This is a genomic window from Flavobacterium sp. T12S277, from assembly GCF_048514875.1.
In the GTDB taxonomy this organism is placed as follows: domain Bacteria; phylum Bacteroidota; class Bacteroidia; order Flavobacteriales; family Flavobacteriaceae; genus Flavobacterium.
The window spans coordinates 416,472-440,814 of sequence record NZ_JBLYEG010000001.1 but is presented as its reverse complement, the minus strand read 5'-3'; the positions used below and the strand labels follow the sequence as shown (position 1 = coordinate 440,814).

Below are 24,343 nucleotides of genomic sequence, written 5' to 3'. Positions count from 1 at the left end.
ATTCGAACTAGCTTCTTATGGAATTTTAATTATTTATTATATGGTGAACTTTACTTTTTTTAAAACACGGTTTTTTGTTAGAAGAAGCGCTCTGGAGGAGGGTTTCTTAATCTCTTTTACGTCGCTTGATTTTGATGCTTTTATCCGAAAAAGTAATCGTTTTTCATCCGATAGATTTATTAAAAATCTTTTTTTTAAACTGATGCATGCGCTACAGCAACAGGAATTAAAACTGCACTCAAGTTATTATCGGTCGATAAATACTATACCAGTTACTAATAATCAAAACTATTAAAATGTTGAATAAAATTACATTAAAATTAAGGCAATTGCAGCTGACCTTTATACTGTGTTTCCTTTCTCTTTTCAGCGGATTGAATGTCTTTGCTGAGGGGTCTAAGGATTTGTTCCCTAGTGGGGCAACGGGATACAGAATGTTGATGTCGAGTACCAATAGTGCAATTAATACAACAAATACCTGGGGCGTTGCCAACCGGGGAAAAATGTATGTTTATGCTAATGCCGGGGAAGTGTTATACCTGGGTTCTTCTGCTCAGGGTAAAACTGGTTCAGGTACTGGACGAATTATCTTAACCGCACCAGATGGTACTTCTTATAACAGCGGCACAAGTACGACTGTTGGATTAATTTCCAATAGAACGCAAGAATTAAATGGTCCTTCAGCATTGGTAGGAGCAGGTGGGTATAATGCCTATTCCAGAACTGTAGGTTCTGCTGAAAGTGGAATTTGGACTGTTGAATTTCTGTCAGATTCTCCTAATTTAGCCCCATCTCCTATGCCTGGAGGAAACGCTAATATAGGAGCAAATTCCAATTGGACACAAGCAACTAATACTTGTTATATTGTGGCCTGGGATATAACGGTTGCCGCTTCAGGTGTGGCTAAATCAGGTCGTGTTTATGCGAATGTTTTAACGGGACACTTAGGAGACGCAACAAATCAGTGGAACTCAAGTTTAAAGGTTTTAACTTATGACGGATTTCAATACAACATCCAAACAAATGGGGTACGACCTGTTTATTTTAATTTCTTTGTTAACAATAAAGGATTAAGATCGGGAGTTTCGGATATTGCCGCACCGGTTTACAGAAGTTCACCATTAAATAAAGTCAATAATTATTTAAACACCGCAACGGACTATTCTTTCCATAACCCGACTGCCCCGGATGACTTAACTAATTTTACACATAAGATTTTTTATAACACACCGGATCCTTCTATGCCTTCGGTCGCTAATATTTATAATGGCGCGGTAAGCACCACTTGGTTAAATAAACCCATTATAACGCAAACGATAAGTAATGTAAATTTAAGAGGAGTTGAAGGAAGTGCCTCAGGTATGGGAACCGCTCCTCTAGGTGGGTTTGTGACTTTTGATGCGAATACAAATGCCAATTACACCATAGAGATTGATGTTAATAATAATAACTCTATGGCCGATCCTGTAGACAGAATTCTACGCGGTACTGCCGTTGCAGGTTCAAATTCTGTTCGTTGGGATGGTAAAGACAATCAAGGTAATTCTATACCATATGGAGCAAAGGTAAAAGTGGCCGTAATTTTATTTAACGGAGAAGTGCATTTTCCTTACATTGATGCCGAAGATAATCCGCAAGGAATTATTATTGAGAGAGTTAATGGATCTAATCCTAATAGTAATATATATTGGAATGATTCAATTATAACAGGTGATCCAGGAGGTGTAGCCACTAGTCCGGTGGATGCTTCTTCGCGCACCTTAAACACCAGTAGCGCATCAGGCGCACATAGATGGTCTGGAGGATATGGTAATCTTGGTTTAATAGATACCTGGTCTTACGTGTATACAACGCCACCTACTCCCACAGAATTTTCGGTTATTCAGAATGCTGCCGATTTAGCGGTAACAAGTATTAGTGATGTGGTCAGTGGTAATGTGGGATCAAATGTTACCTATACAGTAGTTGTAAAAAATATTGGAGGACCAAACGATGTAACCGGTGCAAAATTTAAATTTTCAGATTTAGTTTCAGGAGCAAATTTGGCGGTACAATCTTTTACCTCGTCTTCTACTTTGGGAGGTGCTGTTACGGCACAAAATATTACCGGTGGAGTTCTTGATGCTACGGTTGACTTACCAAAAGATGCCACTATTACTTTCACAATTGTGGTAAAGGTATTAGCGGTCGGAGGAACTAATCCTACCGTTAAAGCAACGATCATGCGTCCTGCAGATTTAACAGATCCGGATGCCACAGCAGATACACATATCGGTACACCACCGGTAGATCCCGACGTTGAATGTGACGGAACGCCTAGTGGTGTTGGTTGTAATAATGCAAAGACAGATGCTTTAACGGTTATAGATCCTTTGCCATTTCCATCTACAACTAATTCTTGTTTAGGAGTGTTTTTGAGCGATGCACTTTCGTCTAATCCGCCAACAAGTATCTATAAACCGGCTACTTTTACCGGAGATTTTATTGGTCGTGATAACGCAATTAACTTTGCTGTTGGAGGGAATCTTACGATAACAAATGGTGCCGAGTATGAAGGGCGTACATTTGTTTACGGGGATTTTACAATGAACAAAACCAGCGCTTTTAATCTTGGAGTAGCAGGGGTAGGTTCGTTTATCGTGCCGGATAACAATAAAAATATTTTAACCATTGGAGGTAACTTTAATGCTTCAGCAGCTTCAGGTAATTTAATACTTGGAGGCGAAAGTGGTAATGGTCAATTGTCTTATGGAAATATAGTTTATAAAGGAACTAAATCTTCTAATGTTAAAATCACAGGAGATGCGTCTAAAGTTATTAATGAAGCTACTTTAGATTTAACACCTTATAATGATGCGTTTAATGCTTTACAGGTTTCAAGTACAGCCTGGAATCAATTGCCAAGTGATGCAAATGTTACTTTTGTAAATGATGGCTTCGGAACTTATACGTTTACGTGTTTGACACCCGCTGTTGCAAAAACCTATGTGATAAACATTCCAAATGTTTTAGCATCAAAAACAAATGGTACCATTAATTTTGTTGGTTTTCCAGATACTGCGAGTTTATTAATTAACGTACCTGGTACAACAACAAACTTTAATATTGCTACTTTTCAGTTTAATGGTGTAACTCAGGGCGTAGGTAGTGGAGGCAAAGTACCGGCAAATGAAGTAGCTCCTTTTTCATTGCGAATTTTATGGAATTTACCTACTGCAACTACTGTTTCTTTAAAAGGAGCTCAGTTTTGGGGAAGTATGGTTATCCCACAACGTACAGGTACTGTTACCAACGAAATGATTGGTATGAACGGTCGTTTTATTGTTGGTGGAAATTTAATTCAAAACATAGGCGGCTCAGAAACACACAATTATCCTTTTAAAGGAGAGATTAGTACGACTACCGCTCCGGTAGTTACGACACCTGTAACTTACTGTCAGGATGAAACAGCAACTGCTTTAACAGCAACCGGTTCAAACTTGAAATGGTATACTGCTCAAACAGGTGGTGTTGGAAGCGCAACCGCACCAACACCTGTAACAACTGCCGTTGGAACTATAACTTATTATGTAAGTCAGACGGTTGGAAATTGTGAAAGCACCAGAACCGGAATTGATGTTGTAGTAAAAGAAAAACCTGTAAAACCAACAGCAGGTACCGTAACGCAACCTACTTGTACGGTTGCTACGGGAAGTTTTGCTATTTCAAATTATAATGCAGCTTATACGTACTCCGTAAATCCATCAACAGGAGTTATGATTTCAGGTGCTAAGGTAACAGCTCCTGCAGGAACTTATACCGTAACGGCTACATTAGGAACATGTAGTTCAGTAGTTTCAGCTGATGTTGTGATAAACACACAACCGTCAACTCCGGTACAACCAACAGCAGGTACTGTAACTCAACCTACTTGCTCAGTTGCTACAGGAAGTTTTGCTGTTTCAAATTATAATGCAGCTTATACCTACTCCGTAAATCCATCAACAGGAGTTACGATTTCAGGCGCTACAGTAACAGCTCCTGCGGGAATTTATACCGTAACGGCTACTTTAGGAACTTGTAGTTCAGTAGTTTCAGCTGATGTTGTGATAAACGTACAACCAGCAACTCCGGTACAGCCAACAGCAGGTACAGTAACTCAACCTACTTGTACTGTTGCTACAGGAAGTTTTGCTATCACAAATTATAATGCAGCTTATACCTACTCCGTAAATCCATCAACAGGAGTTACGATTTCGGGTGCTACGGTAACAGCTCCTGCAGGAACTTATACTGTGACGGCTACATTAGGAACATGTAGTTCAGTAGTTTCAGCTGATGTTGTGATAAACACACAACCGTCAACTCCGGTACAACCAACAGCAGGTATCGTAACGCAACCTACTTGTACAGTTGCTACAGGAAGTTTTGCTATTTCAAATTATAATGCAGCTTACACCTATTCAGTAAATCCATCAACAGGAGTTACGATTTCAGGTGCTACAGTAACAGCTCCAGCAGGAACTTATAAAGTGACAGCCACATTGGGAACTTGTAGTTCAGTAGTTTCAGCTGATGTTGTGATAAACGCACAACCAGCAACTCCGGTACAGCCAACAGCAGGAACTGTAACGCAACCTACTTGTACTGTTGCTACGGGAAGTTTTGCTATTTCAAATTATAATGCAGCTTATACCTACTCCGTAAATCCATCAACAGGAGTTACGATTTCAGGTGCTACAGTAACGGCTCCTGCGGGAACTTATACTGTGACGGCTACATTAGGAACATGTAGTTCAGTAGTTTCAGCTGATGTTGTAATTACTAGTGAATGTGCTGCTATTTCAGTAAGCAAAAAAGCTACTTATGTAGATGCCAATGGAGATGGAATTGTAAATGTTGGTGATAGAATTGATTACACCTTTGTAGTTAAAAATACAGGAAACGTAACCCTTGCTCCGGTAACGATTACCGATGCTAACGCAGTAGTAAGCGGAAGCTTAGCAAGTTTAGCTCCTGGAGCTACAGACTCCTCTAGTTTTACTGCAGTTCACACTATTACTTTGGCTGATGTCAATAATGGTCAGGTAGACAACGTAGCCACTGTAACAGGAACGCCTCCAACAGGAGCGCCAGTTACGGCTAAATCAACCGATCCAAGTCCTATTTGTGCGACTTGTGCGCCAAAAGACCCAGCGTGTACCACTTGTACAACAGTTCCTTTAACCGCATCACCAAAAGTAGAAGTAGCTAAAAAAGCCACTTATGTAGATGCCAATGGAGACGGAATTGTAAATGTTGGTGACAGAATTGATTACACCTTTGTAGTTAAAAATACAGGAAACGTAACCCTTGCTCCGGTAACCATTACCGATGCTAACGCAGTAGTAAGCGGAAGTTTGGCAAGTTTAGCTCCTGGAGCTACGGATTCGTCTAGTTTTACCGCAGTTCACACCATCACTTTAGCAGATGTCAATAACGGTCAGGTAGACAACGTAGCCACTGTAACAGGAACGCCTCCAACAGGAGCGCCAATTACGGCTAAATCAACCGATCCAAGTCCAATTTGTGCGACTTGTGCGCCAAAAGACCCGGCATGTACCACTTGTACCACAGTTCCTTTAACCGCATCACCAAAAGTAGAAGTAGCTAAAAAAGCTACTTATGTAGATGCCAATGGAGATGGAATTGTAAATGTTGGTGATAGAATTGATTACACCTTTGTAGTTAAAAATACAGGAAACGTAACCCTTGCTCCGGTAACGATTACCGATGCTAACGCAGTAGTAAGCGGAAGCTTAGCAAGTTTAGCTCCTGGAGCTACAGACTCCTCTAGTTTTACTGCAGTTCACACTATTACTTTGGCTGATGTCAATAATGGTCAGGTAGACAACGTAGCCACTGTAACAGGAACGCCTCCAACAGGAGCGCCAGTTACGGCTAAATCAACCGATCCAAGTCCTATTTGTGCGACTTGTGCGCCAAAAGACCCAGCGTGTACCACTTGTACAACAGTTCCTTTAACCGCATCACCAAAAGTAGAAGTAGCTAAAAAAGCCACTTATGTAGATGCCAATGGAGATGGAATTGTAAATGCTGGTGATAGAATTGATTACACCTTTGTAGTTAAAAATACAGGAAACGTAACCCTTGCTCCGGTAACGATTACCGATGCCAACGCAGTAGTAAGCGGAAGCTTAGCAAGTTTAGCTCCTGGAGCTACCGACGCTGCTAGTTTTACCGCAGTTCACACCATCACTTTGGCGGATGTCAATAACGGTCAGGTAGACAACGTAGCTACTGTAACAGGAACTCCTCCAACAGGAGCACCGGTTACAGCTAAATCAACCGATCCAAGTCCAATTTGTGCGACTTGTGCGCCAAAAGATCCAGCGTGTACCACTTGTACCACAGTTCCTTTAACAGCATCACCAAAAATTGAAGTAGCTAAAAAAGCCACTTATGTAGATGTAAACGCAGACGGAATTGTAAATGCTGGAGATAGAATTGATTACACCTTTGTAGTTAAAAATACAGGAAACGTAACCCTTGCTCCGGTAAGTATTACAGACGCTAACGCAGTAGTAAGCGGAAGCTTAGCAAGTTTAGCTCCTGGAGCTACCGACGCTGCTAGTTTTACCGCAGTTCACACCATCACTTTAGCAGATGTCAATAACGGTCAGGTAGACAACGTAGCTACTGTAACAGGAACTCCTCCAACAGGAGCACCGGTTACAGCTAAATCAACCGATCCAAGTCCTATTTGTGCGACTTGTGCTCCAAAAGACCCAGCGTGTACCACTTGTACAACAGTTCCTTTAACAGCATCACCAAAAGTAGAAGTAGCTAAAAAAGCAACTTACGTAGATGCCAATGGAGATGGAATTGTAAATGTTGGCGATAGAATTGATTACACCTTTGTAGTTAAAAATACAGGAAACGTAACCCTTGCTCCGGTAACGATTACCGATGCTAACGCAGTAGTAAGCGGAAGTTTGGCAAGTTTAGCTCCTGGAGCTACGGATTCGTCTAGTTTTACCGCAGTTCACACCATCACTTTAGCAGATGTCAATAACGGTCAGGTAGACAACGTAGCCACTGTAACAGGAACTCCTCCAACAGGAGCGCCAATTACGGCTAAATCAACCGATCCAAGTCCAATTTGTGCGACTTGTGCGCCAAAAGACCCGGCATGTACCACTTGTACAACAGTTCCTTTAATCGCATCACCAAAAGTGGAAGTAGCTAAAAAAGCAACTTACGTAGATGCCAATGGAGATGGAATTGTAAATGTTGGTGACAGAATCGATTACACCTTTGTAGTTAAAAATACAGGAAACGTAACCCTTGCTCCGGTAACGATTACCGATGCTAACGCAGTAGTAAGCGGAAGCTTAGCAAGTTTAGCTCCTGGAGCTACGGATTCATCTAGTTTTACCGCAGTTCACACCATCACTTTGGCGGATGTCAATAACGGTCAGGTAGACAACGTAGCCACTGTAAGCGGAACTCCTCCAACAGGAGCACCAGTTACAGCTAAATCAACCGATCCAAGTCCAATTTGTGCGACTTGTGCACCAAAAGACCCAGCGTGTACCACTTGTACAACAGTTCCTTTAACAGCATCACCAAAAGTAGAAGTAGCTAAAAAAGCCACTTATGTAGATGTAAACGGAGATGGAATTGTAAATGTTGGTGACAGAATTGATTACACCTTTGTAGTTAAAAATACAGGAAACGTAACCCTTGCTCCGGTAACCCTTACAGACGCTAACGCAGTAGTAAGCGGAAGCTTAGCAAGTTTGGCTCCTGGAGCTACAGACTCCTCTAGCTTTGCCGCAGTTCACACCATCACTTTGGCGGATGTTAATAACGGTCAGGTAGACAACGTCGCCACTGTAACAGGAACTCCTCCAACAGGAGCACCAGTTACGGCTAAATCAACCGATCCAAGTCCAATTTGTGCGACTTGTGCTCCAAAAGATCCAGCATGTACCACTTGTACAACAGTTCCTTTAACCGCATCACCAAAAGTAGAAGTAGCTAAAAAAGCCACTTATGTAGATGTCAACGCAGACGGAATTGTAAATGTTGGAGATAGAATTGATTACACCTTTGTAGTTAAAAATACAGGAAACGTAACCCTTGCTCCGGTAACCCTTACCGATGCCAACGCAGTAGTAAGCGGAAGCTTAGCAAGTTTAGCTCCTGGAGCTACAGACTCCTCTAGTTTTACCGCAGTTCACACCATCACTTTAGCTGATGTCAATAACGGTCAGGTAGACAACGTCGCTTCTGTAACAGGAACTCCTCCAACAGGAGCACCAGTTACAGCTAAATCAACCGATCCAAGTCCAATTTGCGCGACTTGTAAGCCAATTGATCTTACTTGTTCAACCTGTACTGTAGTAAGTTTTATTGATGCAATAGATGAAACACCAGCTGTAGTTAATGGAGTAAGTGGTGGTACCACAGCTTCTGTATTGTTAAATGACAAATTACACGGTACAGCTATAGTCGCTTCGGATGTGAATTTGAGTGCGGTTTATGTACCAACAGGGTTGACATTAAATACAGATGGAACTATTAAGGTTAACGCCGGTACTGCGCCGGGAGTTTATACTGTGATTTATAGTATATGTTCAAAAGCGATGGCAGCTTTGGGTACCCCTATGTGTGATCAGGCTGAAGCCAAAATTACGGTAACGGCAACAGTTGAGCCAATATTAGAAAACGGAAGCATTCCATCAACAGGTGGTGTAGTTTTCGCAAACATTGCAAGCAACGATAAAGTAAATGGAGTTCCGGCAGTATTAGGAACAACAGGAAACGCTACCGTTGCGGTATCAGGAACATGGCCAACTGGAATTATTTTAGATCCGTTAACCGGAAAAGTAAGTGTTGCGGCTGGAACCACACCGGGAACTTATAATGTAGTTTACGAGTTATGCGACAAATTAACTCCGACAACCTGTGCTACGGTTTCAGATGAAATCAAAGTAACACCAATTGTTGAGCCAATATTAGAAAACGGAAGCATTCCGTCAACAGGAGGCGTAGTTTTCGCAAACATTGCCAGCAACGACAAAGTAAATGGAGTTCCGGCAGTATTAGGAACAACAGGAAACGCTACCATTGCAGTATCAGGAACATGGCCAACCGGAATTACCTTAGATCCGTTAACCGGGAAAGTAACTGTTGCGGCTGGAACCACACCAGGAACTTATAACGTAGTTTATGAGTTATGCGACAAACTAACACCGACAACCTGCGCTACGGTTTCAGATGAAATCAAAGTAACACCAATTGTTGAGCCAATATTTGAAAACGGAAGCATTCCGTCAACAGGCGGTGTAGTTTTCGCAAACATTGCCAGCAACGATAAAGTTAATGGAGTTCCGGCAGTATTAGGAACAACAGGAAACGCTACTATTGCGGTATCAGGAACATGGCCAATTGGAATTACTTTAGATCCGTTAACCGGAAAAGTAAATGTTGCCGCTGGAACCACACCGGGAACTTATAATGTAGTTTACGAGTTATGCGACAAACTAACTCCGACAACCTGCGCTACAGTTTCAGATGAAATCAAAGTAACGGCAATTGCAGGGACACCAATAATTGCAAATGATGATAACATTTCGAACACAAATGGAGTAACAGGAACACCAAATGCGGGGAATGTATTAGTGGGTAACCCAACAAACCCTGATACTTTAAATGGAGTACCAGTTGTTATTAGCCTGGTTGATTTAAAAGTGACCACACCGGCAGTTCCAAAAACATCTGGAGCAGCAGTTCCGGTAATTGATATTTCCACAGGAACAATAAGTGTTCCTGCTAATACACCGGGAGGTACTTATACAGTAACGTACAGTATTTGCGAGAAATCAAATCCTTCAAATTGTGATGCTGCAACAGTAACCATATTGGTAGCAAGACCAAGTATTGCTGTAGTAAAAACAGTCCATTTCAATGATGAAAACGGTGACGGTAATGCAAAAGTAGGAGAGACTGTTACGTATAATTTCGCAGTAACCAATACAGGAAATGTAGCCTTGACTAATGTGTATATAGTAGATCCGTTAACTGGAATTACGATGAGCGGAGGTCCAATAAATTTAGCGGTAGGAGAAGAGGATAGCACTTCCTTTACGGGAACTTATTCGATAGTACAAGCTGATATTAATTCAGGAAGTATATCCAATCAAGCTGAAGTTTTTGGAACAAGTCCTGATCATATTGTCGTAAAAGACAAATCAGATGATAGTAGTGTATTGGGGGATAAACCAACAGTATTATCAATTACAGGATGTGTTATAAAAGTATTCAACGCCGTTTCTATAAATGGAGATAACAAGAACGATAGATTCTACATCCAAGGTTTAGAATGTTATCCTGACAATACGGTTCAAATTTTTAACCGTTGGGGAGTTTTGGTTTTTGATCGTGATCATTACAACAATAATGACATTGCTTTTAGAGGTATCTCTGAAGGACGCGTTACGGTCAAAGATTCAGATGGATTACCGGAGGGAACGTATTATTATATCATTAAATATAAAGACAGCCAATCTAATCCACATCAGGAGGCTGGGTATTTGTACCTGACCAAATAACATTCTGTACTAATAAAATGGCTTAGTCAATAGGCTAAGCCATTATTTAAAAATAAAATAAATGAGAAAATTAGTTTTAGTTTTATTGTTTTGTTCTACTGCAGGTTTTGCTCAGCAAGATGCGCAGTTTACACAATACATGTATAATACCATTAATATAAATCCAGCGTATGCAGGTTCCCGTGGAGTGATGAGCATTTTCGGAATGTATCGTACCCAGTGGGTTGGGCTTGATGGAGCACCCGAAACCAGTAGTTTTTCATTAAATACACCCATAAACAATAATGTAGGTTTGGGAGTATCAGTAGTCAATGATAAAATCGGACCAACAAATGAAAACAATATATCAGCTGATTTCTCTTACTCAATACCAACATCAGCAACTGCAAAACTTTCTTTTGGTATTAAAGGTTCGGCGAACATCTTCAAACTAGATCCTACGAAGTTAAGCCCGGAACATCAGGGAGATACTCAATTTCAGGATTTTCAGAATAAATTTGCTCCCAATATCGGAGCAGGGGTTTACTGGCATACTGATAAAGCTTATGTGGGATTGTCAGTTCCCAATTTTATTCAAACTAACCGCTATGACGATAACGATTATTCAATCTACAAAGATCGTATCAACTATTATTTCATAGCAGGTTATGTATTTAATCTGAATCGTTATGAAACCATAAAATTCAAGCCGGCCTTAATGACTAAAATGGTAGAAGGCTCACCATTGCAGGTAGATGCTTCGGCCAACTTTATGTTTAATGATAAATTTGTTATTGGGGTTGCTTACAGATGGAGTGCGTCAATTAGTGCCTTGGCAGGATTTCAGATAAGCGACAGTATGTATTTAGGTTATGCTTACGATCGTGAAACTACGCGATTGGTAAATTACAACTCCGGATCGCACGAGATATTTTTGCGTTTTGAGTTCCTAAACAACTACAGCCGAATTACTTCACCAAGATTCTTCTAATACTTCAACTATGAAAATTAAAAATTTAGTTTATAACGTTTTTTTAGTGCTGTTTGTTTGCAAGGGGATTGCACAGACAGGCAGTATCGCCAGTGCTGATAAAAAATACGATAAATATGCTTATATCGATGCAATTGCTACTTACGAAAAGGTAGCAGAAAAAGGATATAGAGAGGAGAAAATGTTCCAGCGACTGGGTAATGCCTATTATTTTAATGGCGAGTTGGTGAAGGCCTTAAAATGGTACAAAGCTCTTTTCGGAATGAATGATCAACAGGAATTTGAGTATTATTACCGATATGCCCAAACACTAAAAGCAACAGGAAATTATGCCAAAGCCGACAAAATATTAGAGCTTTTCAATCAAAAAGCAAGTACGGATAAAAGAGGATTGTTATTTGAAAAGAATAAAAATTATTTGGAGCAGATAAAAAACAATTCAGGTCGATTTGAAATAGCCGATGCCGGAATTAATTCAAGATATTCAGATTACGGAAGTTCTTTTTTAGGTAACAAATTGGTGTTTGCGTCTGCGAGAGATACGGGCGGAGTTGCCAAAGTAAAATTCAAATGGACCAATAAATCTTTTACCAATATTTATTCGGCAGAATTAAACGCCGATGGTAGCGTTGGAATTCCGAAGCGATTTGAAAATAAGGTCAATTCAAAATTTAATGAATCGACTCCTGTTTTTACAAAAGACGGATTAACGATGTATTTTACCAGAAACAATTTTCTGAACGGTACAAAAGGGACAGACGACAAGAAAGTCACTTTGTTGAAATTGTACAAAGCAAGTTATATCGAGGGTAAATGGACGAATATCGTTGAATTGCCTTTTAACAGCGATCAATACAGTGTGGCACATCCGACATTAAGTGTAGATGAAAAAAAGTTATACTTTGCTTCAGACATGCCGGGTACTTTTGGACAATCAGATTTGTATAGTGTGACTATTAATACCGATGGCAGTTTTGGTAAACCTGAAAATCTGGGAGCCGCAATTAATACAGAAGGAAGAGAAACTTTTCCTTTTATATCAGGAGATAATGAACTGTATTTTGCCAGCGACGGACGACCAGGGTTAGGAGGACTTGATGTATTTGTTTCGACTATTAAAAAGGACTTGACGTTTAGCGAAGTTCAGAATGTTGGAGCTCCTATTAATACAAAACTGGATGATTTTGGTTTTATAATAGACAATAAAAGCAGAACCGGTTTTTTCTCATCCAATAGAGATGGAGGACATGGTTACGATGACGTCTACCGTTTTTCGGAAACCAGAAAATTACCTTGTGAGGAGATTTTATCAGGAACGGTTATAGATGCCGAAACAAATTTGGTACTCGAGAATGCTAAAGTAAACTTACTTGACAATCAGCTTCAGATAATAGGAGAGGTAATAACCGGAGCCGATGGGAAGTATAGTTTTAAAGTAAATTGCAATAAAGAATACTTTGTTCGCGCTGCAAGACAAGATTATGATACTAACGAATTACCTAAAGCAATCGATAAAACAAGTTTGACATTACCTTTGAAAAGAACGCCTCAAAAAGTGGTTGAAAAAACGATTGAAAAATTGATTATTGGCGATGATTTGGCGAAAATTTTACACATAAAAATGATTTACTTCGATTTGGGTAAATCGATTGTTCGAAAAGAGGCTGCCATTGAGTTAGAGAAAATCCGTCAGGTGATGCTTCAAAATCCAAACATGAAAATTGATGTTCGTTCGCACACCGATAGCCGACAAACTCATGCTTACAATGAAAAACTATCCGACAGAAGGGCTAAAGCAACAGTGGCATGGCTTGTTAAAAAAGGTATAGCCGCTGATCGCATAACCGGAAAAGGATATGGAGAAACACAATTACTGAATAAATGTGCTGATGGCGTAAAATGTACTACAGAAGAACATCAGGCGAATCGAAGAAGTGAGTTTATTATTGTTTCGATGTAATAAAGAGTTAGCTTTTTTAATAAAGTTGAGTTAATTAATTGTTATGAAGGCTGCAGGGTAATCCTGCAGCTTTTTTTGTGCCGTACAAAGAGATTTGTTTTTTAATGATAGAGATAAAAAATGATTGTATTTAATTTCTTAAATTTATTCTATTAAATGATTTAGAGAAAAAATTAAACAGAAAAAAATCTGCTAAATCTGCAGACCCGAGCGATAGCGAACAGGCGAAGCAATCTGTGTGAAAATATAAACCCAACGGTATCTAATTATAAAAAACAATAACTTTGAGTACAACAGAATTTCTAACCCGACTTATAATTGCACTGTTTGCCGGACTAATTATTGGTTTCGAAAGGCAGTGGCACCACAAAGAAACCGGTTTAAAAACCAATATGCTGGTAGCAACAGGTGCAGCAGCATTTGTTTTGTTATCGATTAAAGTGGCGGCAACAGCGCCCAATATTGATGTAACCCGTATTACAGCTCAGGTGGTCATGGGAGTTGGTTTTTTGGGAGCCGGTGTTATTTTTAGAGAAGGCCCTAATGTACACGGGCTGAATTCTGCGGCCACAATATGGTGCAGTGCGGCTATTGGATGTATTGCCGCATCGGGGTATTTTATCGAAGCCCTGATTTGTACCTTTCTCGTTACCTTTGTCAATACCGTTTTGGAACCAATTGAAAGATGGCTGCGAAATCGAAAGTAAAAGCAAGCCTTTCAATGTTGTACAACAATAAAGTCCTTAAGGTACCCGACCTGTTTTTCTCCTAATTTTTATAATTTGATTTTTCCAAAAGACTCCTTCTGTTTGTATCAGATACCGGGACAATTGGAGGCTTCGCTATGTCTTGCTGTTTGTCGTTACTCGAACAGGAGATGGAGCCTGATTTTCTGTGAAGCAACAACAATTATTTTCTGATCCCGCTTTTACCGTTTATACAGAGTACTGTACCACTTATTACGTCTTTTAATCTGTCTGTCTAATATTGCTAATATGCAGTAAATGAGTGTGGTAAATTTGTGTCTGAATTTAAAGGTTAAGCTTAAAGATGAGAAAGATAATTTTGTATGTTATACTATTAGTTCCTATCGTTGCACTTTGCCAGACAGGCACTCAAAAACAAATGTCAGATGTATCATCCCGTTTCGATCTAATTTGTAAAAATAAAGAAATCATGATTCCAAGAGCAATATTAAAAAGTAGGTTTGACAAGTCGACAGTAGTAGATAAGGATACCCGATTTATTTTGGTTTTTAATACAGTAAGTAGCGTAAATCTTTTATCTGGTTATTATTATTGGTACAACAATAAATGGAATAATCTAAAAAACATGACCGAAGAAAATGGTATTCCAAGAGACAACGGGATGGCAGGAGACATTTTTATAGATTTCTCTACAAAAGATGTTTACTTTTGTAATGGAACAATGTGGCTTTCGATGACAACGCACAACGAAACTTTTATCGGAGCAGTATTTGAAAACAAGAGTGGTATTTTGAGTTACAAGAATAGTGCTGGTGAGGATATTGTAATTCATCTTTCAGAGATAGTCCCTTACTTCAATTACCCGAAGACAATTTCTCTAAATGCAGATAAGGAAACGGTTAATTATATTGACGAAAACGGGAGACAAACCGTTTTAAAACTCGATATTTTGTTGGAAAAGAGCAAAAGTACCCATCTCACCTCGGCATTTTAGGGAAAAGAGATTCACATAAATATAAAATGACACCATCATACCCGACAGTTTTTGAAAGCTGTCGGGTATGATTTTTAAAAGGATACAGTGAAGTTTTGTTCTCTAAAACGGTTTAGTTTCGTGATGTTCGAGTAATGAATTGATAATCATTTGATTTTGTTTTGCTGTTAAGAATAAATGTATTAATTTTGCAGTCCTTTTGGCAAAGAAGAGTTTCCATTAGGTATCAACTATTTATGTAAAACAACTTCTGTTTTTTCTACTGCTTTATGAAACTCGAGAAAAACAGAATACAAATTTTTTATCAGCATGTCTGAACAATTAAAATCACAAGAAGAGTTTTTAGCAAATTTTAACTGGCATAACTTCCAAGAAGGAATTGATGCAGTAGATGAGAAAAACTTACAAGAGTTTGAAGAACTAGTATCAAAAACTTTCATCGCTACAGATCAAGAAGAAGTAGTTGAAGGAGTTGTTGTTAGAATTACAGATAGAGACGTTATCGTTGATATCAATGCTAAATCTGAAGGTGTTATTTCTTTAAACGAATTCCGTTACAACCCAAACTTAAAAGTAGGTGACAAAGTAGAAGTATTAATCGACATCCGTGAGGACAAAACAGGTCAATTAGTATTATCTCACAGAAAAGCACGTACTATCAAATCTTGGGATAGAGTTATTGCAGCTAATGAAACTGGAGAAATCGTTAACGGTTTTGTTAAATGTAGAACTAAAGGAGGTATGATCGTTGACGTATTCGGTATCGAGGCGTTCTTACCAGGATCTCAAATTGACGTTAAGCCAATTAGAGACTACGATGTATATGTAAACAAAATGATGGAATTCAAAGTGGTAAAAATTAACCACGAATTCAAAAACGTTGTTGTATCTCACAAAGCACTTATCGAGGCTGATATTGAAGTACAGAAAAAAGAAATCATCGGTCAATTACAAAAAGGACAAGTATTAGAAGGTGTTGTTAAAAACATTACTTCTTATGGTGTGTTCATTGACTTAGGTGGTGTTGACGGATTAATTCACATTACTGACCTTTCTTGGAGTAGAATCAACCACCCAAGTGAAGTTCTTGAATTAGACCAAAAATTAAACGTTGTAATCCTTGATTTCGATGATGAGAAAACAAGAATTCAATTAGGATTGAAACAATTAAACGCTCACCCATGGGATGCTTTAGATGCTAATTTAACAATTGGTGATAAAGTAAAAGGTAAAGTAGTTGTAATCGCTGATTACGGTGCATTTATCGAAGTTGCTGAAGGTGTTGAAGGTTTAATCCACGTTTCTGAAATGTCATGGTCAACTCACTTACGTTCTGCTCAGGACTTCGTGAAAGTTGGAGATGTTGTTGAAGCTGTTATCTTAACTTTAGATAGAGATGACCGTAAAATGTCATTAGGTATCAAACAATTGACTCAAGATCCATGGACTGATATTACTTCTAAATACCCAGTAGGTTCTAAACATACAGGTATCGTTAGAAACTTTACAAACTTTGGTATTTTCGTAGAATTAGAAGAAGGAATCGATGGATTAATTTACATCTCTGACCTTTCTTGGACTAAGAAAATCAAACACCCATCTGAATTTGTAAATGTTGGTGAAAAACTTGATGTAGTTGTATTAGAATTAGATGTTGAAGGACGTAAATTATCTTTAGGTCACAAGCAAACTACTGCTAATCCTTGGGATCAATACGAAGATTCTTTCGCTGTAGGAACTATCCACAATGGTGAGATTTCTGAAATCGTTGACAAAGGAGCTACTGTAGAATTCGGAGATGATATCGTTGCTTTCATTCCTACTCGTCACCTTGAAAAAGAAGACGGAAAGAAATTGAAAAAAGGTGATACTGCTGATTTCAAAGTAATCGAATTCAACAAAGAATTCAAAAGAGTAGTTGCTTCGCACACTGCTATCTTCCGTGAAGAAGAAGAGAAAAACGTGAAAGCTGCAACTGAAAATACTTCATCTGCTTCTTCTACAAATGCACCAGCTGCAACTTTAGGAGATAACAATGATGTATTAGCTGCATTAAAAGCTAAAATGGAAAAAACTGAGAAAAAATAATTCTTAGTTTCCTCTAAATAGAAAGTCCCACAGCAATGTGGGACTTTTTTTTTGTTTCATTATTTTTCTTCTTTAAATTTTAACAGAAAAAGTTGTGTTATTGTGTTAAAGAGTTGTTTTTGTGTAAAAATACCACTTATGAAGAAACTCTACTTTTTAGTTTTATTGTTATGTTTTTATGGTGCTAATGCACAGGTGATTACTTTTGGAAGTACTCCTTTTAAAGAAAGATTGCTCTCGGCAAATGCAACCAATGGATTTGCAAAAGATATAAACGGAAATAATATTGTTGTCGATTCCAATTTTGATAAGGAAATTAATGCTGTGGAGGCATCAAAAGTTTATTTTTTGGAACTGGGAGGAACGAAATCGACGATTTATAATTTAATGGGAATTGAATTTTTTGTCAATTTAAAGACTTTGAATTTTTACGGACAAAGAGTAACCGCCGATTTGAGACCGTTGAAAAATTTAGAAAGAATAAATTGTGGAGGAGATTTAGTTACAAAAGATCTCAACATTAACGGGCTTAATTTAAAAGAAATACGCGCAGAAAGTAGCCTTTCAATAATGCCCTATTTATTGGATAATGGTCCGACAGGAATTTCTCAGTTTACCAATCTGGAAACTTTGTTTTTAGGGGGAGATCGATTAGAATCAATCAACCTTCAAAGCCTAAAATCGTTAAAAACACTGATGATTACGAGATCAAAAATAAAAAGCCTTGATTTAAGCAATCAGACTAATCTGGAGTTTTTGTATTGCAGTAACAATCTATTGACAGATCTGGATTTAACCAGTTGCAAGAATATTGTTGGTGTAGAAGCTAATTTGAATAATTTCACTACAATCCTGGTGAAGGACCTGCCTAAACTGGAGTATCTTAGAATTAGTGAGAATAGTACATTAAGCGAATTAAGCCTTGTAAATACCCCAAATCTAAAATCGTTAGATGTTTATAAATGTAATTTAACCGATTTAAATTTATCTAATTTGGTCGCTCTGGAGTCGATTAATTGCAGCAATAATAAACTAACAAATTTGAACATCAAAGGTTCTATAAACTTGTTGAATATATCTTGTGACAATAACTTAATAAAAGAGCTTGATTTGTCTTTATGTAAAAAGTTTGAGTCTTTATATGCTGGTTATAATAAGTTTGAAAGTTTAGAATTTTATGGTAAGCTAGGATCCTATTTTAGTATTTCAAATAATTTAAATTTAAAATATCTTTCCATTAAAAATGGGATCATTAATCAATCCAGTATGGAATTTGCCAACTGTCCCAACTTGAAATACATTTGCGTAGATGAAAATGATAATGAAATTACTACAGTTCAAAATTTAATCAAAACGTATAAATATACAGACTGTCATGTAAATTCCTATTGCAATTTTCATCCGGGAGAGGATTATTTTGTAATTCAGGGGTCACAGAGAATTGACTCGAATAAAAATGGCTGTGACAATTCGGATCCGTTTTATCCTAATTTAAAATTTAATATTGTGGGAGCTTCTTCCGGAACATTTGTTAATAATTCATCGGGTAATTATTCTATTCCTGTTTTAAAAGGAACGCACAAGATAACTCCTGTTTTAGAAAATCCGTGGTATTTTTCTGTGACACCGGCAACCGCAACGATTGTTTTTCCGGCGCAGACAAGTCCATATACTCAAAATTTTTGTATCACTCCAGTTGGTACTTATCGGGATTTAGAAGTTACGATATTACCAATTGATGTTGCAAGGCCCGGTTTTGACGCTAAGTATAAAATCGTATATAAAAATAAGGGTAATGTAGTGCAATCGGGTTCGATAAAATTTGGGTTTGATGATGCCATATTGGAGTATGTCTCTTCCAATACTGCTTTTTCTTCTAAATCAGTTAATGCTATAGAATGGAGTTTTGTTGCTATTCAGCCATTTGAAAGCAGAGAAATAGTATTTACTTTAAAATCAAACAAACCAACAGATATACCTGCTGTAAACAATGGCGATGTTTTAAAATTAACAGCAACTATTGCTTCTCAGGACAAAGACGAAAGCCCAATCGACAATGCTTTTACACTTAATCAGGTAGTGGTAGGTTCTTATGATCCAAACGATAAAACCTGTTTAGAAGGCTCGGTTATTACACCAGAATTAATAGGAGAGTATGTGCACTATATGATTCGTTTTGAAAATACCGGAACATTTGCTGCAGAGAACATTGTGGTAAAAGACATGATCGATTTGTCTAAATTTGACCTTACAACTTTAGTTCCAACCAGTTCAAGTCATCCTTTTACAACTAAAATTGCAGCAGGGAATAAGGTAGAATTTATTTTTGAGGGTATCAATCTTCCCTTTGATGATGCCAATAACGACGGTTATGTAGCGTTTAAAATCAAAACAAAATCAAACTTAAGAGTTGGAGATACCTTTACGAACGAGGCCAATATTTATTTCGATTATAATTTCCCGATCTTAACCAACAAAGCGACTTCAACTTTTAAAACAGTAACATTAGGGACTCCCGATTTTGAGTTTTCGAGCTATTTTACGTTGTATCCAAATCCGGTAAATCATACTTTAAATATTAATGCAAAGGAAGGCATAGAAATACAATCTCTATCCATTTATGATATGTTAGGGCAATTGGTAATTGCAGTTCCAAATGCAAAATCGGCTTCTAGTATTGATGTTTCAAGACTTACTGCAGGCAATTACTTTATAAAAGTAAAATCGGATAAAGGAAGTTCGGCTATGAAATTTATCAAATATTAAGAATGTGCTTTAAAAATAAGAAGTCCCACAGCAATGCGGGACTTTTTTTATGTCTAATATTTAGTTTAAGAAGCTGTTTCCTGCTGTTCGCTCTATCTTTTTCTGGCTAAAGAAGCCAGAAAAAGGATGCCGCTACCATCAGGGCTAAAGGCAAAACTTTTCAAAAGAAGTTTTATTTTGCAGCCAGTAGCTTGGTTTCTTCGGGAGTAAAATCGTTTACAATTGCATAAGTATCAATTTTAGCAATAGCCATCTCGTTCAGAATATCAACAAGGTTTTTAAAATTGCTTTTTTCGCTGGGTTTAATAATTACGATCGTACCGCTTTTTGGTCTTCCACTTTCTGTCAAATATTCTTTGATTTTTCTATTTGTTTCAAATAATTCTTTTCTAATTCCATTTTCTCCATAAACGATACTTTTTGGATTTTCATACAGAGAAAGTAATCCTGAATACGTAACAATTTTGTCATTATCATCCAATAATATGGTATAGATACGATTAATATCAACATCATAAGTAGGTCCGCAAACGAAATCATCTGCATCATGTGGCAGACTTAAATCAATACCTTTTGGTTTGGCCAATTCGATCGTTACCATAAAAAAGACAATCAGCAAGAATGAAACGCTGACCATTGCAGTTAAATCGACTTTGGCACTTAACTTTTTACTCCTGATTTTTTGAGGTAGATTTTTCATTTCAGTCAATTTATTAATTGGAAGCTAATAGTTTTGTTTCTTCGGGAGTAAATTCTGGTATAATAGCATAGGCCTCAATTTTAGCAATAGCCATCTCGTCCAGAATATCAATTAAATTTCCATAATTTGAATTTTTGCTGGGCTTAATAATTACTGTAATTCCTCTTCCAGGTTTTCCTAATGCAGCTGAATATTCTAAAACTTTTTTATTTCTTTCAAACAGCACTTTTCTAATTCCATTTTTCCCATATTTTGTTGTTTTGGGAGCATCAATAGGAACGTATGGCAATCCTGTATAAGTAATGATTTTGTTGTTTTTACCTAACATTATGGTCATTGATCTATTTTCTCCATGATGAGGAGGAGGGCACTCACAACAACCTCTATCTCCAGTATCATATACTATGACTTTAGGTTTGGCCAATTCGATGGTTACCATAAAAAAGATAATCAGTAAGAATGAAACACTGACCATTGCAGTTAAATCAATCTTTGTACTTAACTTTTTACTTCTGATTTTTTGAGGCAGATTTTTCATGTCAGTCAATTTATTAATTTGAAGCCAATAGTTTTGTTTCTTCAGGCATAAAATCATTTATAATAGCATAGGAATTGATACCTGCAATTTTCATCTCATCTAAAATATCTACGAGATTTTTGAAATTAGATTTTTTAGATGGCTTTATAAAAACAATCACGCCATTTTTTGGTTTCCCTACAGATACCATATAATCACTTACTTCTTTCTTTTTTAGAAATACTTCCTTTCTAATACCATTTTTTCCAAATTTAACCTTTTTAGGCGCTTCTAAAGGATAGGATAACACACCCGAATAGGTTATTATGTTATCATTATCATCCAGTATAATGGTGTATAAACGATTTCCTCTAATGCATCCCCTTCCTCCACATGTATCTGAATAATCTGGCAAACCTAAATCAATACCTCTTGGTTTGGCCAATTCGATGGTTACCATAAAAAAGACAATCAGCAAGAATGAAACACTGACCATTGCAGTTAAATCGACTTTGGTACTTAACTTTTTACTTCTGATTTTTTGAGGCAGATTTTTCATGTCAGTCAATTTATTAATTTGAAGCTAATAGTTTTGTTTCTTCGGGAGTAAATTCTGGTATAATAGCATAGGCTTCAATTTTAGCAATAGCCATCTCGTCCAGTATATCAATTAAGTTCCCATAATTTGAATTTTTGCTGGGCTTAATAATTACTGTAATTCCTCTTCCGGGTTTTCCTAATGCAGTTGAATATTCTAAAACTTTTTTATTTCTTTCAAACAGCACTTTTCTAATTCCATTTTTCCCATATTTTGTTGTTTTGGGAGTATCAATAGGAACGTATAGTAAGCCTGTGTAAGTAATTACTTTATTATTGTCGTCTAAAAGCACCGTCATAATTCGATTTTCATTCGAGATATTGCAAACTGAGCGATATTGTTCATCAATACAATTAGGCAAATAATAATCCAAAACTTTTGGCTTCGCCAATTCGATCGTTACCATAAAAAAGATAATCAGCAAGAATGAAACGCTGACCATTGCAGTTAAATCGACTTTGGTACTTAACTTTTTACTTCTGATTTTTTGAGGCAGATTTTGCATAATGGTTCGATTTATAGTTAAAGTTATTACTAAAAATAAAACAAATTGTGATAAGATTTTAAAAATAATCAAAAATAATTTGAAGTACTAAAAGCTTGTTTTACAGTGCTAATTGAGGATATTTTAGTTTTTTCTAAAAAATTTTCAATTTTTGCTAAAACCAAAACAAATATTCCAGCGTAAATGAGCTTATAACTTAAAATATTAATTATGAAAACTAGAAAATTTTTAGCCGTAGCAATCTTAGCATTGGGATTTGGATTTACATCATTTGCACAAAAAACAGTAATGGTTGGAGGAGCTGCAATGTATCCCAATAAAAATATTATTGAAAATGCTGTTAACTCAAAAGACCACACTACATTAGTAGCAGCCGTAAAAGCCGCCGGCTTAGTTGAAACACTAGAAGGAAAAGGACCATTTACCGTTTTTGCCCCAACAAATGCAGCATTTGATAAATTACCAAAAGGAACCGTTGAAACATTATTGAAACCAGAAAACAAAAAAATGCTTCAAAATATTTTGACTTATCATGTTGCAGCAGGAAAATGGAATGCTTCAGATATTGCAAAAGCAATTAAAGCCGGTAAAGGTAAAGCTGTTATTAAAGCTGTTAACGGAGGAACTTTGACTGCCTGGATGAAAGGAAAAGATTTATACCTTACTGACGAAAGCGGAAACAGTGCTAAAGTAACTATCGCAGATGTAAATCAGTCAAATGGGGTGATACACGTAGTGGATACGGTATTATTACCAAAAAGCTAATAGAGCTCTTAAATCTCAAAATTCAAATTCCAAATTCCAATTTAAAAGTTGGGATTTGGAATTTGGAATTTGAATTTTTCAAGCTTTTATCTCTTTGCGGTTAAGGTTGATCCAACCGAAGCAATTACCACACAGACTATCGCCAGAATTTCATAAAAATTTAAATGCTCCTGCAAGAAAATATAAGCGCAGACTGCCGCAGCGGCAGGTTCCAGACTCATTAAAATACTAAAGGTTCGGGGAGGCAATTGTCCCAATGCCTTCATTTCGAGTGTAAACGGAATCGCACTGGATAAAAGTGCCAGAGCAAAGCCCATCCCAAGGAATTTAGGAGTAAGATTTGCCAGTCCGTTTTCGTATAAACCAAATGGTAAAATCAAAATAGCTCCAAATAACATTCCCGTAGCAACTGCTTGACCGTCATGCATAATTTTAGATACTTTTCCTCCCAGAATAATATAAGTAGCCCATAAAGCACCAGCCAAAAGAGCAAATATAACTCCTACTGGATCAATACTATCATTGGACCAGGGCGCTATCAAAACGATTCCGATTGCTGCCAGTAGTACCCAGCAATAATCAAGTAGACGTTTTGAACCGATAATAGCCACTAACAACGGACCTATAAATTCAAGTGTTACGGCTAAGCCAATCGGGATTCTTTCAATAGCGGTATAAAAAACCAAATTCATGGCACCCAGAGTTAAGCCATAAGGGAGCACTATTTTCCATTGTTTTGGAGTGATTGCTTTTAAATTTGGTCGGTATGCTAATAGTAAGAGGATAGCTGAGATTCCGATTCGCAAAGAAGCAGTTCCGGCAGCACCTATGGTTGGGAATAAAGTTTTGGCAATTGCCGCTCCACACTGAACGCTTATGATGGCTAAAAGCACCGCGTAAACAGGAGGGATATTGAATTTTTTGTTTTGCATGGAAATGTAGTGGAAGGGGGAAACTACCACTCAGAGCGGTAGCTTATGTTGTATACTAAGAGTTTAGTATTTTATTTTGGAATAGGGTATCGAATTATTCTAATGCCCGTTTGGTAACAAAAGCACGATAACCGATGACCGCCATCTGCCATTTTTTTGCTTTCGAAATGTCCAGTCCTTGTCTGGTAAAACTCGGTAATAGGATTTTGTTGATTTTGGCTAAAATTTTATACATGAGCGGTA

Annotated in this window: 14 protein-coding genes; 8 read left to right on the top strand and 6 right to left on the bottom strand. The window is 37.5% G+C overall.

Translation table 11 applies throughout. The features are described from left to right. Positions 1–296 precede the first annotated feature (296 nt). The 7 genes from ACN1CN_RS01790 (at position 297) to ACN1CN_RS01760 (ending at position 20,083) form a co-directional block, all read left to right on the top strand. Positions 297–10,598, top strand: coding sequence for a DUF7507 domain-containing protein (locus tag ACN1CN_RS01790; protein ID WP_419134434.1), 10,302 nt, complete (start codon positions 297–299; stop codon positions 10,596–10,598). Between the two features lie 61 nt (positions 10,599–10,659). After that, positions 10,660–11,568: a type IX secretion system membrane protein PorP/SprF gene (locus ACN1CN_RS01785; RefSeq protein ID WP_419134433.1), complete on the top strand. Its 909-nt coding sequence runs from the start codon at positions 10,660–10,662 to the stop codon at positions 11,566–11,568. Between the two features lie 10 nt (positions 11,569–11,578). Then, on the top strand, positions 11,579–13,528 hold the full coding sequence (locus tag ACN1CN_RS01780) for an OmpA family protein (protein WP_419134432.1): 1,950 nt from the start codon (positions 11,579–11,581) through the stop codon (positions 13,526–13,528). 284 nt (positions 13,529–13,812) lie between these two features. Next, positions 13,813–14,235 carry an MgtC/SapB family protein gene (locus ACN1CN_RS01775; RefSeq protein WP_264523797.1) on the top strand — a complete coding sequence of 141 codons (423 nt, stop codon included), beginning with the start codon at positions 13,813–13,815 and terminating at the stop codon, positions 14,233–14,235. 343 nt (positions 14,236–14,578) lie between these two features. Beyond that, positions 14,579–15,229, top strand: coding sequence for a hypothetical protein (locus ACN1CN_RS01770; RefSeq protein ID WP_419134431.1), 651 nt, complete (start codon positions 14,579–14,581; stop codon positions 15,227–15,229). 309 nt (positions 15,230–15,538) lie between these two features. Further along, positions 15,539–17,317 (top strand): 30S ribosomal protein S1, encoded by a 1,779-nt coding sequence (gene rpsA, locus ACN1CN_RS01765; RefSeq protein ID WP_264523799.1) that lies wholly within the window; start codon positions 15,539–15,541, stop codon positions 17,315–17,317. A gap of 138 nt (positions 17,318–17,455) precedes the next feature. Next, positions 17,456–20,083 (top strand): DUF7619 domain-containing protein, encoded by a 2,628-nt coding sequence (locus ACN1CN_RS01760; protein WP_419134430.1) that lies wholly within the window; start codon positions 17,456–17,458, stop codon positions 20,081–20,083. Between the two features lie 172 nt (positions 20,084–20,255). On the opposite strand, the gene ACN1CN_RS01755 is transcribed toward ACN1CN_RS01760, so the two are convergent. The 4 genes from ACN1CN_RS01755 to ACN1CN_RS01740 are packed head-to-tail and all read right to left on the bottom strand — an operon-like array spanning position 20,256 to position 22,403. Beyond that, entirely contained in the window at positions 20,256–20,783 is a 528-nt protein-coding gene (locus tag ACN1CN_RS01755; RefSeq protein ID WP_291287940.1) for an ExbD/TolR family protein, read from the bottom strand. Positions 20,784–20,796: 13 nt separating this feature from the next. Further along, complete coding sequence (locus tag ACN1CN_RS01750) at positions 20,797–21,321, bottom strand: ExbD/TolR family protein (RefSeq protein ID WP_419134429.1); 525 nt, start codon at positions 21,319–21,321, stop codon at positions 20,797–20,799. Between the two features lie 13 nt (positions 21,322–21,334). After that, positions 21,335–21,859 carry an ExbD/TolR family protein gene (locus ACN1CN_RS01745; protein ID WP_419134428.1) on the bottom strand — a complete coding sequence of 175 codons (525 nt, stop codon included), beginning with the start codon at positions 21,857–21,859 and terminating at the stop codon, positions 21,335–21,337. Between the two features lie 13 nt (positions 21,860–21,872). Next, positions 21,873–22,403 (bottom strand): ExbD/TolR family protein, encoded by a 531-nt coding sequence (locus tag ACN1CN_RS01740; RefSeq protein ID WP_419134427.1) that lies wholly within the window; start codon positions 22,401–22,403, stop codon positions 21,873–21,875. Positions 22,404–22,613: 210 nt separating this feature from the next. On the opposite strand from ACN1CN_RS01740, the gene ACN1CN_RS01735 reads away from it, so the two are divergent. Next, the gene (locus ACN1CN_RS01735; RefSeq protein WP_264523803.1) at positions 22,614–23,168 is read left to right on the top strand and encodes a fasciclin domain-containing protein; all 555 of its coding nucleotides are present in this window, start codon (positions 22,614–22,616) and stop codon (positions 23,166–23,168) included. 86 nt (positions 23,169–23,254) lie between these two features. Here ACN1CN_RS01735 and ACN1CN_RS01730 read toward each other — a convergent pair whose 3' ends face one another. Together ACN1CN_RS01730 and ACN1CN_RS01725 are read right to left on the bottom strand one after the other, a co-directional pair. After that, positions 23,255–24,100 (bottom strand): EamA family transporter, encoded by an 846-nt coding sequence (locus ACN1CN_RS01730; protein WP_419134426.1) that lies wholly within the window; start codon positions 24,098–24,100, stop codon positions 23,255–23,257. 94 nt (positions 24,101–24,194) lie between these two features. Beyond that, the gene (locus ACN1CN_RS01725) at positions 24,195–24,335 is read right to left on the bottom strand and encodes an SsrA-binding protein (protein WP_291287945.1); all 141 of its coding nucleotides are present in this window, start codon (positions 24,333–24,335) and stop codon (positions 24,195–24,197) included. Positions 24,336–24,343: the final 8 nt, after the last annotated feature.

What these genes read in the sequence shown, in the direction of transcription:
- ACN1CN_RS01790 (WP_419134434.1), top strand. Translation starts at nt 297, where the DNA reads ATGTTGAATAAAATTACATTAAAATTAAGGCAATTGCAGCTGACCTTT.
- ACN1CN_RS01785 (WP_419134433.1), top strand. Translation starts at nt 10,660, where the DNA reads ATGAGAAAATTAGTTTTAGTTTTATTGTTTTGTTCTACTGCAGGTTTT.
- ACN1CN_RS01780 (WP_419134432.1), top strand. Translation starts at nt 11,579, where the DNA reads ATGAAAATTAAAAATTTAGTTTATAACGTTTTTTTAGTGCTGTTTGTT.
- ACN1CN_RS01770 (WP_419134431.1), top strand. Translation starts at nt 14,579, where the DNA reads ATGAGAAAGATAATTTTGTATGTTATACTATTAGTTCCTATCGTTGCA.
- rpsA (WP_264523799.1), top strand. Translation starts at nt 15,539, where the DNA reads ATGTCTGAACAATTAAAATCACAAGAAGAGTTTTTAGCAAATTTTAAC.
- ACN1CN_RS01760 (WP_419134430.1), top strand. Translation starts at nt 17,456, where the DNA reads ATGAAGAAACTCTACTTTTTAGTTTTATTGTTATGTTTTTATGGTGCT.
- ACN1CN_RS01755 (WP_291287940.1), bottom strand. Translation starts at nt 20,783, where the DNA reads ATGAAAAATCTACCTCAAAAAATCAGGAGTAAAAAGTTAAGTGCCAAA.
- ACN1CN_RS01750 (WP_419134429.1), bottom strand. Translation starts at nt 21,321, where the DNA reads ATGAAAAATCTGCCTCAAAAAATCAGAAGTAAAAAGTTAAGTACAAAG.
- ACN1CN_RS01745 (WP_419134428.1), bottom strand. Translation starts at nt 21,859, where the DNA reads ATGAAAAATCTGCCTCAAAAAATCAGAAGTAAAAAGTTAAGTACCAAA.
- ACN1CN_RS01740 (WP_419134427.1), bottom strand. Translation starts at nt 22,403, where the DNA reads ATGCAAAATCTGCCTCAAAAAATCAGAAGTAAAAAGTTAAGTACCAAA.
- ACN1CN_RS01735 (WP_264523803.1), top strand. Translation starts at nt 22,614, where the DNA reads ATGAAAACTAGAAAATTTTTAGCCGTAGCAATCTTAGCATTGGGATTT.
- ACN1CN_RS01730 (WP_419134426.1), bottom strand. Translation starts at nt 24,100, where the DNA reads ATGCAAAACAAAAAATTCAATATCCCTCCTGTTTACGCGGTGCTTTTA.
- ACN1CN_RS01725 (WP_291287945.1), bottom strand. Translation starts at nt 24,335, where the DNA reads ATGTATAAAATTTTAGCCAAAATCAACAAAATCCTATTACCGAGTTTT.